Annotated in this window: 14 protein-coding genes; 10 read left to right on the top strand and 4 right to left on the bottom strand. The window is 31.8% G+C overall.

Features of this window, described 5'->3' with window-relative positions; all coding sequences use genetic code 11:
• Positions 1-211: 211 nt before the first annotated feature.
• The 6 genes from GAPWK_RS08360 to GAPWK_RS08335 all read left to right on the top strand — a co-directional run bounded on the left by GAPWK_RS08360 (position 212) and on the right by GAPWK_RS08335 (position 5,070).
• Positions 212-1,159, top strand: coding sequence for a sugar-binding transcriptional regulator (locus GAPWK_RS08360; RefSeq protein ID WP_025315784.1), 948 nt, complete (start codon positions 212-214; stop codon positions 1,157-1,159).
• 211 nt (positions 1,160-1,370) lie between these two features.
• Positions 1,371-2,618 (top strand): NAD(P)H-dependent oxidoreductase, encoded by a 1,248-nt coding sequence (locus tag GAPWK_RS08355; protein WP_025315783.1) that lies wholly within the window; start codon positions 1,371-1,373, stop codon positions 2,616-2,618.
• A gap of 79 nt (positions 2,619-2,697) precedes the next feature.
• Positions 2,698-3,084, top strand: coding sequence for a transcriptional regulator GutM (locus GAPWK_RS08350; RefSeq protein ID WP_025315782.1), 387 nt, complete (start codon positions 2,698-2,700; stop codon positions 3,082-3,084).
• Positions 3,085-3,129: 45 nt separating this feature from the next.
• Complete coding sequence (srlA, locus tag GAPWK_RS08345; protein ID WP_025315781.1) at positions 3,130-3,651, top strand: PTS glucitol/sorbitol transporter subunit IIC; 522 nt, start codon at positions 3,130-3,132, stop codon at positions 3,649-3,651.
• 12 nt (positions 3,652-3,663) lie between these two features.
• Positions 3,664-4,692 (top strand): PTS glucitol/sorbitol transporter subunit IIB, encoded by a 1,029-nt coding sequence (gene srlE / locus GAPWK_RS08340; protein ID WP_025315780.1) that lies wholly within the window; start codon positions 3,664-3,666, stop codon positions 4,690-4,692.
• 18 nt (positions 4,693-4,710) lie between these two features.
• Entirely contained in the window at positions 4,711-5,070 is a 360-nt protein-coding gene (locus GAPWK_RS08335) for a PTS glucitol/sorbitol transporter subunit IIA (RefSeq protein WP_025315779.1), read from the top strand.
• 112 nt (positions 5,071-5,182) lie between these two features.
• Here GAPWK_RS08335 and GAPWK_RS08330 read toward each other — a convergent pair whose 3' ends face one another.
• From GAPWK_RS08330 to GAPWK_RS08310, 4 genes are all read right to left on the bottom strand, one after another.
• Positions 5,183-6,745, bottom strand: coding sequence for a sulfatase-like hydrolase/transferase (locus GAPWK_RS08330; protein WP_025315778.1), 1,563 nt, complete (start codon positions 6,743-6,745; stop codon positions 5,183-5,185).
• A gap of 533 nt (positions 6,746-7,278) precedes the next feature.
• Positions 7,279-8,667, bottom strand: coding sequence for an MATE family efflux transporter (locus tag GAPWK_RS08320; protein WP_025315776.1), 1,389 nt, complete (start codon positions 8,665-8,667; stop codon positions 7,279-7,281).
• Positions 8,668-8,673: 6 nt separating this feature from the next.
• A complete protein-coding gene (gene rimO / locus GAPWK_RS08315; protein ID WP_038517398.1) occupies positions 8,674-9,996 on the bottom strand; it encodes a 30S ribosomal protein S12 methylthiotransferase RimO in 1,323 nt (440 codons plus the stop codon).
• A 761-nt stretch (positions 9,997-10,757) separates the two neighbouring features.
• The gene (locus tag GAPWK_RS08310; RefSeq protein ID WP_025315774.1) at positions 10,758-11,678 is read right to left on the bottom strand and encodes a siderophore ABC transporter substrate-binding protein; all 921 of its coding nucleotides are present in this window, start codon (positions 11,676-11,678) and stop codon (positions 10,758-10,760) included.
• 168 nt (positions 11,679-11,846) lie between these two features.
• Here GAPWK_RS08310 and GAPWK_RS08305 point away from each other — a divergent pair, with 168 nt between their 5' ends.
• From GAPWK_RS08305 to GAPWK_RS08300, 4 genes are all read left to right on the top strand, one after another.
• A complete protein-coding gene (locus GAPWK_RS08305) occupies positions 11,847-13,820 on the top strand; it encodes a TonB-dependent receptor domain-containing protein (RefSeq protein ID WP_025315773.1) in 1,974 nt (657 codons plus the stop codon).
• A 575-nt stretch (positions 13,821-14,395) separates the two neighbouring features.
• Entirely contained in the window at positions 14,396-14,560 is a 165-nt protein-coding gene (locus GAPWK_RS15250; RefSeq protein WP_238551110.1) for a hypothetical protein, read from the top strand.
• A 203-nt stretch (positions 14,561-14,763) separates the two neighbouring features.
• Complete coding sequence (locus GAPWK_RS14915; protein ID WP_158413594.1) at positions 14,764-14,937, top strand: hypothetical protein; 174 nt, start codon at positions 14,764-14,766, stop codon at positions 14,935-14,937.
• 155 nt (positions 14,938-15,092) lie between these two features.
• On the top strand, positions 15,093-15,461 hold the full coding sequence (locus GAPWK_RS08300) for a hypothetical protein (RefSeq protein ID WP_025315772.1): 369 nt from the start codon (positions 15,093-15,095) through the stop codon (positions 15,459-15,461).
• Positions 15,462-15,493 lie beyond the last annotated feature (32 nt).

The raw sequence follows: 15,493 nt of genomic DNA, 5'->3' as shown, positions 1-15,493 counted from the left end.
CAATATAATTTAACTAATCACAAAGTGTGATAAATATAATAAGTTATTACTTTAACTCATTATAGTTAGTATTGTTTTTTGACGTTTTTAAATACTAATGGTGATTAAAATTTGATTTAATGTTTGATTTTTCAATTTATGCTACTATTAGTTAAACATTTGTTTTGTTGATTGACTATTGTTAATTATAAAAAATCAATAGGAGTGATTTATGAGATGGGAAGAAAAGCGAGATTTAGTTAAAATTGCAACTTGGTATTACCAATACGGTTGGACTCAGGCTCAAATAGCCCAGAAGATAGGTATTTCACGATCAATAATTTCTAAAAAATTACAAGATGCTAAAGAATTAGGTATTGTTGAAATTTTTATCAAAGATGAAACTGCATATACAGTTGAATTAGAACAGAAACTTGAAACTAAATTTGAACTAGAAGAAGCGATTGTTGTTGCTACGCATGATCTATCTTATGAAGAATCCACAAATTGGTTGGCTAAAAAAGCTGCTTATGCATTAAATAAACGAATCTTGAAAGTTAATAAATTAGGTATTTCGTGGGGAAAAACAATTAGAAAATTTGTTAATGAATTTCCTTATATAACCAATAAAAAGTTAGTTATTGTACCTTTGATAGGTGGTATGGGTGCAGAGGAAGTTGACTTACATTCCAATCAAATTTGTTATGATCTTAAAAAGAAGATGCAGTGTACATGTAAGTATTTATATGCACCAGCATTAGTGGAAGATCAAACAATGAAAAATGATCTATGTAAGAATAAATATATAAATGAAGTACTCAATGAAGGTAAAACAGTTGATATGGCGATCGTAGGTATATCTAATCCTTATCAAAATAGTACTATGGAAGAAATCGGTTATATTAATAAAAAAGATCTTGAGGAGTTTCGTTATTATGATGTGGTAGGAGATTGTAATTCACGTTTTTATACTTCTGACGGGAAAGAAGCAAATAGTCCAATAAATCAAAAAATTATAGGTTTAAGTTTAGATGATTTACGTGAAATTCCAACAGTAGTTGCCATTGTATCAGGTGAAAATAAGGAAAAAGCGGTTATTGCAGCTTTAAATTCTAAGATTATTGATATTATCGTTATGACAGACAAAATGGCTGAATATGTTTTAAATACTAGTTACTAATGATTCTTTAATTTTTATAGTTAAAAAGCCTCTTTATTTATATAAAGAGGTTTTTTTTGTCCAAAATTTAAATAAGTGACAAATGACAATTAGTGTGACAAAAGTCACATAATGTTGATCTGTTAATTGTAGTTATAATTTATTATGTTATCTTTATGATAAATAGTTAATAAATCTATTTAATATTAAATTTAACAAGGAGAATACAAAAATGACCATCTATAGACAATTGTTACAAAGAGAAGAAAATGATAATCCAATTCGAGTTGGGGTTATTGGTGCTGGTCAAATGGGAAGAGGAATGATAGCGCAGATAGCAACCATTCCGGGAATGAGTGTAACTGGAATTAGTGATATCAATTTAGAAGCTGCACAACAAGCAGCAAAAGATTATAAGGCAAGTGCCAGTAAAGAAAATAACATTCTTGTTTCTAAAAATTTTAAAGAAGTAATTCAATCAAAAGATGTTGAAATAATTGTTGATGCAACAGGAGTACCTGAAGTAGGTGCAAAAATTGCATTAGAAACATTATTAGCCAAAAAACATTTAGTTCTTCTTAATGTTGAGATAGATATCACAATAGGCCCTTTGATGCATAAACTATTTAGTGCCGCTGATCTTATCTATACCGGTTCTGATGGAGATGAACCAGCAGCAACACTTGAGATGTATGAATTTGCCAAATCAATGGGAATGGAAGTTCTAGTTGTAGGTAAAGGTAAAAACAATAAACTAAAAATCGAAGCAAACCCTGATACAGCACAAGCTGAAGCTGATTCAAAACATATGTCATCTCACATGTTAGCTGCATTCCAAGATGGAACGAAGACTATGGCAGAAATGAATTTACTGTCTAATGCAATGGGGTTCATCCCAGATGTAGTTGGCATGCATGGTGTCAAAGGCGATTTAGATTCAGTACTTAAAGATTTAAATCTTAAAGAAAATGGAGGTGTTCTTAATAAATTTGGCGTTGTTGAATATGTTGATGGTTTAGCCCCTGGTATTTTTGTTATTGTTAAAGGTCAAAATCCTAATGTTAGTAATGAATTGAATTATTTAATGAAAAAAGGTGATAGGGATCATCACATTTTATATCGTCCTTTCCATTTAGCTAGTCTTGAAACACCAATGACTATTGCGAAAGCTATTTTAAATCATGATACCGCTATTGTTCCTTGTGGTGCTCCAGTATCTGAAACAGTTGCTGTTGCTAAAAAGGATATCAAGATTGGTGAAAGACTTGATGGCATCGGTGGTTTTTGTGTTCGTGGTGTAATTGAAACTCATGCGGATATGAAGAAAAACAAAAATATTCCAATTGGTCTTATCAGCGGTAATGTCGTTGCCAAACGAGATATACCAAATGGTAAGTTTTTAACTGAAGATGATGTTGTTTTAGATGAAACAACAACAGTTTGGAAGTTACGCAAACTTCAAGATGAAGTCTTTAGTTAAAAATATAAGAACTGCTGAGTAATAAGATTCAGCAGTTCTTAGCGTTATAAGTTAAGTTGTTTTAATGAGGTTTGTAAACATGAATATTGTAATAATCGCCAGTGTTGTTTTTGTTTTACAGTCGATATTGAGTTTAATGCAAATTAGGTATTATCAAAGATATATGTACAACATCACTCAACAATATTCAAATTCTAAAAATTATCATCTTTATTCATCTATTGAACGTAAAAAGTTAGGTTCAAGCGCAATTGTGGTGATGGTGATAGATGAAAATAAAATGGTTAAGGAATGCCAACTTTTGAAAGGAAAATCAATCTTTGCCAAATTTAAACCATTAACAAGATTCTATGGATGCCACTTATCACAAATTTTAACCAATTTAAAAGAAGAAAGTGAAACTAGAAAACTTTCTCTTGAAGAAAGAGCAATTATAAAAATGGGAACAAACCAACTTCCTGTTTAATTTAACTTATTAAAATCTTACTAGACAACAACAAAGGAGATAATAATGGAATATATTGAGTGGTTTGGAACCCATTTTATTGGGTTATTTCAGGCTGGTGGGAAAGTTTTTGTTGGGTTTATGACAGATATTGTCCCGCTTTTGATTGTGTTACTAACATTTACATATTCTCTAATCGCTTTTATTGGTGAACAACGAGTCACTAAGGCAATTCAATTTTCGGCCAAAAATATGTTATTGCGCTACAGTTTAATGCCAATTCTGTCTGTTTTAATGCTGACTAATCCAATGGCTTATACTTTTGGTCGTTTTGTTAAAGAAGAACAAAAACCGGCTTTTTATGATTCGGTTGTTTCTTTTTTGCATCCTGTAACAGGTATGTTTCCTTATGCAAACGCTGGTGAGTTATTTGTATATCTAGGTATTGCAAATGGTGTTATCAATGCAGGTTATAACATTTCAAGTCTTTCTGTTCGGTATTTTTTAGCTGGTATTATCATTATTTTAATGCGTGGTGTTATTACCGAAATTATTACTAAATTTTTGATGCGTAAAAAAAATCTGTAGGAGAGTGACGCTATGTATAAAACAATTATTATTGATAAAGGCCAAGGTGGCTGGGGAACTGGTTTTTCTTTAACGCCAACAGCTGAAAAACATAAGATACTTTCTGTAACAGGTGGTGGTATTCATCCAGTTGCCCAAAGAATTGCTGAACTTTCGGGTGGGGAAGCTGTAGACGGTTTCAAAAATGCAATTCCAGAAAATGAAATTCTGTGCGCAATTATTGATTGTGGTGGAACAGCTCGAATTGGTGTTTATCCAATGAAAAAAATTCCTACTATCGATGTTATTCCATCAGCACCAACAGGTCCTTTAGCAAAACATATTACTGAAGATGTTTTTGTTTCAGGCGTTAAACCTCAAAACATAAAACTATTAGAAGGTCATAATGAACAATCAACAGCATCTGCGCAAAATGAACAACAGCAAACACAAACGTCTGAAGATCCAGTTCTGGATCGCGAAAAATTCAAAGAAAAATATGCACAAATAAAGAGTGAACATCGTCAAAATCAAAAAGAAGGCTTATTGATTAAATTATCCCGAGGTATTGGTAAAGCAATGGGAATCTTTTATCAAGCAGGTCGTGATTCGACTGATATGTTAATTAAAAATATTATACCTTTTATGGCATTTATTAGTATGCTAATAGGTATTATCAATTACACAGGTATTGGTAATATAATAGCTACAACATTGTCACCTTTAGCTGGCTCAATATGGGGTATGATGGTAATTGCATTCATTTGTAGCTTACCATTTTTATCTCCAATTCTTGGACCGGGAGCAGTTATTGCTCAAGTTATTGGGGTCTTGATAGGTTCACAGATTGCAATTGGTGCAATTCCTGTTACTTATGCATTACCTGCATTGTTTGCTATTAATGCTCAAGCTGGATGTGACTTTATTCCTGTTGGACTGTCTTTAGGGGAAGCAAAACCTCAAACAGTTCAAATTGGGGTACCAGCAGTATTGTATAGTCGAATGATAACTGGAATATTGGCTGTTATTGTTGCATGGGTTATGAGTATTGGAATGTACTAAATTATAAAAGAGGTAAATATGTCAAGAAGTGTCATTACTGAAATTGGGTCTATTGTTCCCGAATTTGAAGAAGAAAAAGTTATCATTTTATTTGGTCCAATGGCAACACCTGATTTAAAGGAAATTTGTGTAATACATGAATTTCATAAAAAGCCAAACCAAACATTGGTTGAAGGTAAAGAATTTATGTTAGGTGAACATAAATATATTATTAAACAAGTTGGCAGCGAGGCAAATAAAAACTTCGAAGAATTGGGACATATTTCTATTTATTTTAAACAAAGTGATAATGACATTCTGCCTGGTGCAATACAAGTTGAACCAGATGTTTTTCCAAAATTGAATATTGGTGATAACATTTGTTTTGATTTTAGTTGATTGGTTATTTATTGATTTTTAGCGATATTGTTATTTTGAATTAAACTAAATTTAAAAAACCATCACTAGTAATTTAGTGATGGTATGATGTTTTTAGTCAAAAATTAATTCTTTAATATGGATTAGGATCTTTTTTCAAATCATTAAATGGAAATAGCTTATTATTCCAATCTTTAATTTGAATATTTTTTTGTTCAGGTATATCCATCAAATCATATTGCATATAATCATGTTGAATATTTAATTTTATTCCCATCCAATGACTTAATAAATAAACGAATTGATATCCTGAAATTTGTTTATTGATTTTAATATGATTATTTGCTGCTGAATCAAAAAATATTAATGGTACTTGATAACTATTTTGTTTTTCCCAATTATGTCTTAAATCTTGGTATTGTTCAGTATGAGAAAGCCCATGATCAGCAAAGTAAACCACAGAATAATCTTCATTATGTCGTTTTAATATCTCTATTGTTGATTTTATAAAATCGTCCGTTTCTTTGATACTACTGACATAACATGATATATTTTTATTATTGAGATCAAATTGCACATCAAACTGTAATCTTTTACAAAAATGCGGATGGGAACCAATTAAATGCATAACAATAAGTTTTGGTTTGTCATGCTTTTCTGCTAATAAGTTATCTAGTTCAGGTAAAAGTAAGGTATCGTATTTACCTCGAGACGATTTACCGTTATATTCCCCTTTTTTAGTATAGAAAATATTTTTGCTATAAGCGGTAATTCTCGGCACAGTTATTTCTATTCTACCTAATTGGCCTTGGTTCGAAAGCCAGTAGGTATCAAATCCAGCATCATTTGCAATAGTAATAATATTATTGTTTATTTGTGCATTAACTTCTTTATTATCTAAATAAATAGATTGACTAATTAAATGAGGAATTGATGATTGAGTATTTGATGCCGGAGCAATTAATCCATCCCAAATTAGTGAGGCATGTTCATTTGTAAAAGGAGTATTATCATATTTGAATCCATAAGCGCTCAAATAATCTTTACGAACACTTTCACCGATGATAATAACATAGGTTTTATATTTAGGATTTACTGAAACAATAGGGATTGTATTAGTTTTTTCAATTTGTTTAAGTTGCTCTTGTTTCTCTGTTGTGTATAACTTATAGCTTGAATATAAATCGACGCAAAATTCAAAAGGCGGATATTTAAAATTTTGAACTAAAATTGTTGGAATTGAAGAAGTCTGACTTTTAAAAAATATTTTGATTGGTTTATAACAACATAATACCAAAAACAAAATGATAAAATATTTGTTATTAACTGTTGGAAATTTAACTTTATAAAATATATATATAAATAAAATTATGAGGACAATTGGAATAAAATAAAGATAAATAGGTAATTGATTAAAGAATTCTAATACTTCATCAAAATCGGTTTCTGATACCGCACTGATAACTGCAACGTTTGGACTTCCATAATAAAATCCTATCGGGAAATAAACTGATGCAATGACAAATATCGCCCCAAAAAAGAAACGAAATAGTGTGAATCTAGCTAAAAAAATTAGAGAAAAATAAGTAAGTAATACTCTATCAAATCTTTTTTCATAACCTAATAGGTAAAACAATGCTATTGAGAGACAAATGCAAACAATATGTGTAAATAGTTTTCTTTTTATAAATATCACAAAAACAAATCCATTTTAAAACAACCAATTTATAAGCTGCAAAATTATATTAATAATCTAATTTTAATCAACTTATACTTATTTAAAATGAACATAAATAATCATTACACATTTAGATAGCAGTTATTTAATTAAAAAATAATATATTAGGGTTATTTGTTATTATATAATAATTGTTTGAAGTATCAGTAAAACCGTTTGAATATCCAACAAATCATGCGTCTAAAAACGAACCTCATATGCCTGAATAATTCATAATACCAATTAAAATGCCTAAAAACGTTTTTATATATGAGTTCTAAAATATATGCTAAAAATGGTTCATTTGGAGTAGCTGTCGGGCGAGCTTATTTGCTAATGAAAAAAACAGATATTGATAAAATAAAATCAATGAAATTTAGTTTCACTAGGTTTACCAACATAGCAATGCTTCTACTTTTGATAAAACAGCAAGACGTCTATAATGATTATAGGATTAACATATTTTTGTATAATTGAAACAAAAATTATATTAATCCTTTTCATGTTATATATTATCTTGAAGATTTATTTAAAATTATTTCTTGTGGCTGTTTTTGGATATAGATCATTCTAGCAATAAGTAAGAATGCTGCGACTGCCAATCCTAATATAATTCCAATCCAAAAACCTGCAGCGCCTATTGGCTGCATGATTAAATCGGTTAGTCCTAAAATATATCCAACTGGTAGACCAACGCCCCAATAAGAGATAAGAGTGATGTAAAAAATACTTTTCGTATCTTTATAACCGCGTAATACATTGCTTGCTACAACCTGTAGATAATCAAAAGCTTGATAAATTGCGAGTAAAATTATAAGTTGCAAGCAAATAGTAATTACATCTGCTTCTCCTGTAAATATATTAATAATTGGCGATCTAAAAACAACCAGTATTAATGCTACAACCACCGCAATCGCTAACGATATCGCCAAGCTGACATAAGCAGTTTGTTTTGCTAATGATGGTTTTTTATTGCCCAGTAAAAAACCTACTCGGATACTTGATGCTACACCTAAAGATAGTGGTATTGCAAAAGTTAGACTGCTGATAGTAAAGATAATCTGATGAGCAGCAACAGTTACTTGGCCAAGTGGAGCAATAAGTAAAGCTATCATAGCAAATAAGCTCATTTCGAAAAAGTAAGCTAATGCTAAAGGCATACCAAGCATAACGATATTTTTGATTACTTTAAAATCAACCAATTTAGTCAATTGGGTTTCTCGAATATCTCGTTGACTTGCAGTAGTTAAGGTATATAAGCGGATTAAGCCAAACATTAGCCAAAAAATTATGGCGGCAGTAATACCACAACCAACACCACCAAAAGCAGGTAATCCTAACTTGCCATAAATCAAAACATAATTAATTGGAATATTAGCAAGTAATGCTATGAATATTATCACCATAGCTGGTTTAGTATTAGACAATCCTTCACATTGATTGCGATAAACTAAAAACAGCAAGAATGCTGGTACTCCCCACATTATCGCTCGTAAAAACTTTACGGCCACAGCCATCATTTCGGGATCAATAGGGTGATCAGCGGAACTTCGTAAACCGATTAATTGGTCTGAATGATATAAAATCAACATTATTAACACAGATAAAAACAGGGCGATCACTACACCTTGGCGTGTATGATTAGCAATTTGATCTCGTTTAGCTGCACCATTTAAGTTGGCAATAATTGGAGTTAGAACAGTTAGTAGCCCCTGTCCAAACAAGACTGTTGGTAACCAAATTGATACAGCGATGGCAACACCAGATAATGCTGTTTTACTGTAATGTCCTGCCATAATGGTATCAACAAAAGTGATGGCTGTTTGTGATACTTGTGCAATAAGTACTGGCACAGCTAATTTACCAAGATTTTTTATTTCATGTTTATAATGTTGTTTCATGATCTATTACCGTTTAATCGTTCCCCATAAGTCATATTCATCAGAATGCTCAATGATGACTTGAACAATGTCCCCGACTTTAACATCTTTTTCTTCATTTAAATATACAACACCGTCAATTTCAGGCGCATCAGCCATACTACGTCCTATTGCACCTTCGTCATCGACTTCATCAATAATTACTGCTAATGTTTTCCCTATTTTAGCTTGTAATTTTTGCATTGATATCTTTTGCTGCAACTGCATAAACCTATCAAATCGTTGTTGTTTAATTTCGTCAGGCACTTGGTTAGCTAATTCATTTGCTGCTGCACCTTCAACGGGACTGTAAGGAAAACAGCCAACGCGATCTAATTGAGCTTTTTCTAAAAAGTCGAGCAGTAATTCAAAATCTTGTTCAGTTTCCCCTGGATAACCTACAATAAAAGTTGAACGCAGAGTAATTTCTGGACAAATTTCACGCCACTGTTGAATTCGTTCAAGCGTTCTTTCAATTGTCCCAGGACGTTTCATTGATTTTAAAACTGTTGGGCTAGCATGCTGTAAAGGAACATCTAAATAAGGTAAGATTTTTCCTTCTGCCATTAATGGTATTAAGTCATCTATACTTGGATATGGGTACATATAATGTAATCTTACCCAGATACCAAGACTGGATAATTGTTCACAAAGTGTTTGGATATTGGTTTTTAAAGGCATACCATTCCAAAAGTTGGTGCGATTTTTGATATCAATACCATAAGCTGAGGTATCTTGTGCGATAACTAAAAGTTCTTTCACTCCGCTGTCAACTAATCGTTTTGCTTCATCAAGTACATTACCGATAGGGCGACTAACCATCTCCCCACGTAAAGAAGGAATGATGCAAAATGTACAACTATGATTACAACCTTCTGAGATTTTTAAGTATGCATAGTGTTTAGGTGTTAATTTTATCCCTTGCTCTGGTACTAAGCTGGTGAATGGATTATATGCTGGTTTTGGCGCATATTTATTCACATGACTTAATACTGCTTCGTAACTATGGGGGCCAGAAATTTCAAGTACTTTTGGATGTACGCTACGGATCTGATCTTCTTTAGCGCCAAGACAACCGGTAACAATCACTTTACCATTTTCATTAAGAGCTTCGCCAATGGCTTCAAGCGATTCTTGTACAGCGCTGTCAATAAATCCACAAGTGTTAACAATCACCAGATCAGCATTTTCATAAGTAGGTACCACTTGATAACCTTGGGTACGCAGTTCTGTTAATATTCGCTCTGAGTCAACCAAATTTTTAGGACAACCAAGGCTCACAAATCCAATTGTTGGGGATGATATATTCATAGTATTTGTAATAATTTTAAAATTTATTGAGGTATTTCTCGAGAATCTAAAAATCTTTCAGTTTAGATTTAGACAATAGGCGAGCATTTTAACATATTTAAATTGATGCTAATAAAAATTTTTAGGTTGTTATGAATATATAAAATAAAATTATTAAAGGTAAATCTTTATCATGCCCGTTAACCATATAAAGCATATTATAATTTATCTTCAATAGGGACTTAAGGATCAGTCTCTTTAATTTTCGTTATGGATTTATATTGTACCAGAAGATAAAGTCAATAGATTATATTTTAAGGTATGATATTGTAATTGGAGTATAGTATAAACTTACTATTTTTTAAGCTCATTTAATAAATTACTTATTTTAAGAAATTAAAAGCATAATATAAAAATCGTATTTTTTAAAGATATTAAAAAAGACCACTTGTAGGTTGAAGTACTAATAGAAGTAAATAGATTATTTGTGGTTGAAAAATTAATTTATGATAAAAAGAGTTTATTTTGATGGTTTAATTATTTCATCCATAATCTAAACTTTTGTCTTAGTATTATTTGAGTGCCAAATAATCTGCCATAAAATAGTAATCTTTGTACTATTTTTAATTCACTTAATATTTTGAGCAAGATTTATAGCATTACAAAGCATTAGATTAAATAATAAGAACAGTAATGAACATAATTAAAATAGCTACCTAATAAAAAAGCCCTTACTAATTAAGTAAGGGCAATAGGAAGTGAAACAATTAACATGAACAATCCTATTTTAGACCATTGATAACTTCATCAATTTGACGATCTAAACTTTCTGCACCACCACCAGATAAGTACCAAAGATCTGGTGTTAAATAAACAACTTGAGTTTTGTTTTCAGCTAATACTTTTGCATCGAAGAAATCTTCTTTCATAGCTGCCTGACCAATTGCTTTACTACGGTCAACGACATAAATGATATCGGGTTTAACATTATTGACGTAATTATTGTCAATAAAAGTTGGTTTTGGTCTTTCACCATTATTTATTGGTTGAATGAAAAATGGAACAGCTCGTTTTACTTTTAAAACATCATGAATCAACGCTGCACTTGAACTTGCGTTAATTAGAATCATTTTACCATCATTATGGATTGTAACAATTGCTTTTTTAGAACTTGATTGCGCAACTGTTTGAGCATGCGTTATTTTTACATCTAGTGCTTGAATTAAATTACTTGCAGTTTTTTCAGTGCCAGTAATATCTGCTAATACATTTATATGTTTTTTAGTTGATTCAAGGTAGTTTTTTGCATCAACACTTAAATTAATTACAGGTGCAATTTTAGATAACTCTTGAGCTCTGCTGGCTTGACGACCATCAATGATAATAAGTTGTGGTTTAGCTTGTTTGATTGCATCTATACTCGGTTCTTTCATATTACCGGTATCAGCAATAGTTGTATTTTTATACTGCTGAAGATAAGAAGGCAGAACAGAAAGAGGCGCACCTGCAACAATTGAACCTTTACCTAAAGCGTCTAAAGTGTCTAGTGCACCATAGTTCATTACGACAACTTTACTTGGTGATTTTGGTACTACAACTGATTGATTATTATCGGTAGTAACTGTCATGGAAGATTGACAACCCGTTAATCCTAAGACAAGTGCAGCTAATGTGCTCAATAGTAATTTTTTTTTGGTATTCATATTGGTTCCTTTGTTTACTATGCAAATGATAACTATTATTATTTAAAGTGTATAAATTGTCTAGTAATAAATAATTTTTAGAAAAGATATTGATAACTATTCTCATATGATATATTGTACGTACGGATTGCGGTAGAAAATATCAATATAAATAATAGGGTTATACAGATGAATACTAAATTCAAATTGGCAACACATGTCATTAACACTAGTCTTTTATTGTCCTTGTCTGGGATAGCTACGGCTGCAAGCGATAAAGACACAGATACCATGGTGGTGACAGCATCAGGATTTTCACAACAAATTAAAGAAGCACCGGCAACAATTTCAGTTATTACTCCGGAAGAAATTAGCAAAAAACCTTACCGTGATGTGACTGATGCACTTAAAGATATACCTGGTGTTACAATAACTGGTGGCGGGGATTCGACCGATATTAGTATTCGTGGTATGGATGCTAAATACACTCTATTATTAATTGATGGTAAAAAAGTCAGTACACGTGAAACTAGACCAAATAGTGATAATTCCGGTTTTGAACAAGGGTGGTTACCACCGTTAACCGTTATTGAACGTATTGAGGTTGTTCGTGGACCTATGTCTTCTTTATATGGTTCCGATGCTATGGGTGGGGTAGTTAATATCATCACTAAAAAAGTGTCTAACAAATGGCATGGTGGTGTACGTATTGAGTCAGTGATTCCTTACCGTTCAGATGAAAAAAATACCTATATTGGTAGTTTTTCAACCATGGGACCAATTATTGATGATATTTTGGGTATTCAGTTATATGGTCAATATAGTAGACGTCATGAGGACAAATTCCTAAATGGCCATTCCGGACAAAAATTACGTAGCCTGAATGGTAAAATATCCCTTAATGCAACTGAAACACAAACATTTGATCTCGACTTTGGGCGATCTTTACAAAATAGTAATGCTACAGGTGGAAAAACAAGGCCAGTTAATCGTGGTGATTTCAATCGAGATAACCGTCGTAACTCTTTTGCTTTGACTCATAATGGTTTATTTGGTGATGTATCAACAACATCTTTTATTGCTCATGAAAGCAATAATAATCCAGAAAGGAAAATGAAAATTCGTAATACGAATGTTGACTCTCGTGTGACAATTCCTTTCTGGATTAATATGTTAACCGCTGGTGGTGAATATACTTATCAAGAACTTCATGATGGTGGTAATCAGTTAAATAAAAACTTATCAAAAATTGATCGTTGGAGTTATGCGTTTTTTGCTGATGATGAGATCAGAATCATTGATAACTGGAGTATAACTGCTGGCGTACGTTATAATCGCGATGAAAACTATGGTCATAACTGGAATCCTAAGATTTATAGTGTCTGGAATATAGATGATAACTTTACTTTGAAGGGTGGTTATTCAACTGGATTTGCAACACCACAACTACGTCAAGTAGTTTCAGACTGGGGACAAGTAACAGGTGGATCGGGTACAGGTAATAAAGGGATGATAATGGGAAATCCAGATTTAAAACCTGAAAGAACTAAATCATTTGAAATTGGTGTAGGTTATACCAATGAATATGGTGTTGATGCATCTGTAACAGCTTTTTATACTAAATATAAAGATAAAATTCAATCATTCTATATTTGCCGAGGTACTGCGGGATCAAGAAATTGCCAAATCAATGGTTATCGTGAAAAATTTGATTTTGTTCAAGGGCGAGAGAATGTGGATAAGGCAGATCTTAAAGGTTTAGAGCTATCATTCAAAACACCACTATTTACTGATTTCTTGTTAAGTTCTAACTATTCTTGGAATAAATCAGAACAAAAAACCGGAAATAATAAAGGTAAACCTTTAAACCGTACACCAAAGCAAAAATTCAATACTCAACTTGATTGGTATGTTACTCACAAGTGGGATTTATGGACTAAAGTTGCTTATTATGGTGTAGAAAGTACAACAGATAGAAGTGGTAAGAAAATTGAATATCCAAGTTATACCTTCTGGGATGTGGGTGCATCTTTCCATATAAATAAAAATGCTAAGATATATGGTGGAGTTTATAACCTGTTTGACAAAGATGTCTCAAATGCTGACTTCGGTAAAACTTTAGAAGGTCGACGTTACTTCATAGGTACCGAGATTAACTTCTAAATTAACTAATAAGTATTTTCCTATAAAAAAGATGACTGTTCAAACAGCCATCTTTTTCTATTTATACTAATATAGATTATTTATAATCCAAAAATAGAAATACCTTTTTTCACCCATCGATAAAATAACTTAATGCAATGTCAACATAGTAACTTTTTGCTATTTAATAAAATCTAATTATATATTTCAAGGTATTATTATTATTAATCTAGTGAAAAATAACAATTTATTGGTAGAATCCTATGAATATTAATTTTAACTACCGTTAATTTAAATTAACTCAATAAAAACATAGTGTTATAAATACTAATTTTATTACAAATTAACCCAAAAAATCGGTAGAAATTTGACAGCCAATATTTTAATTATAAAACAGTATGTTATAATTGGTATGTTCCCTGTATACACAGGGGTAAACCGATACCTATGGTGGTGAATGGGAAGAAAAAAAACATGTTCCCTGTACACACAGGGGTAAACCGCGCAAAACAAGATTTGCAGGATGGATTAAAAAATGTTCCCTGTACACACAGGGGTAAACCGCTCTGGAATGTTGGTTCATCAAATTCTTTGAGATGTTCCCTGTATACACAGGGATAAACCGTTCTATAAAGCTGGTTAGTCAGACTAAGAACAAAGAATTGACTAAAATAATTCACGAAATGGATTACATCCCATGGATAGCGGTATCAACTCCAAGAGATGTTTATGCTCATGAGACGGGACACGCATTACATTAGCTACACCAGGAAGAAATTGATAATATCATTAAGAAATTGTGAGGACGAGGTTGGGCACATGCAATTAGTAATTATGCTCTACATAACAAACGAGAATTTGTTGCTGAAGCGTTTTCGTTGTATATTGAAAATCGCAGAGAAGCTAAAAAGCGACTTTCTCCAGAATTATTTAAACTTTTCGAATCACTAGATAAGGACATTAAATGAATAAGTTTGATTTATTAGTTGAGCAAGCAACTGAACTGATTAACACCGAGCCACTTCCTGATGATGCAGAGGAGCAATTGCAACAAATTATCGACCAAGCTGACGACAAAACGGAAAGACACATGTTAGGGAGACTTGCTGAAGCTCTGTTTGTTATAAGGTATAAGTAATTAATTCACTGAACCGCCGTCTTGAAGTGACCTCATAAAGTTGGACACTTTTATTAAGATATAGTTAAGCTGTATTACTATCAAATAAATATTGATCTAGTTAACAAAATCACATAGCATTATTATATAAATGGATGAAGTAGGATTTTATTTAAATGAGATTAATTTTTTTATTTTTAATATCTATGATTGTTTCGGGATGTACTTATACCGCTGTTGCTGAAACTGGGAATGCAATTGATCCTAATAAAGTAGCTTTAATACAAAAAGATAAAACCACTGAAAATGAAATATTGTCAATGTTTGGTAAGCCGATCACAAAAGTGGTTGTCAGTGAAACTGATTCTAGATGGGTTTATAAACATATTGTTAGTCGAGCTTCTACACAGGCTTATACAAGGAAAACAAACTCATCTGTGACTATCGAAATCTTAGATATTTTATTCAGGAAGAATGTTGTGATTAACTTCGCGTTTACTGAATCAGAAACAAATCCAGCAATAAGTGTAAATCAAAGTTTTTAGATTCTTGTAATTGTTATTATTTTCGTTTAGTT

It is taken from the genome of Gilliamella apicola (assembly GCF_000599985.1).
Lineage (GTDB): Bacteria > Pseudomonadota > Gammaproteobacteria > Enterobacterales > Orbaceae > Gilliamella > Gilliamella apicola.
The sequence above is the reverse complement of the archived record's forward strand: the minus strand, read 5'-3'. Positions and strand labels throughout refer to the sequence as shown.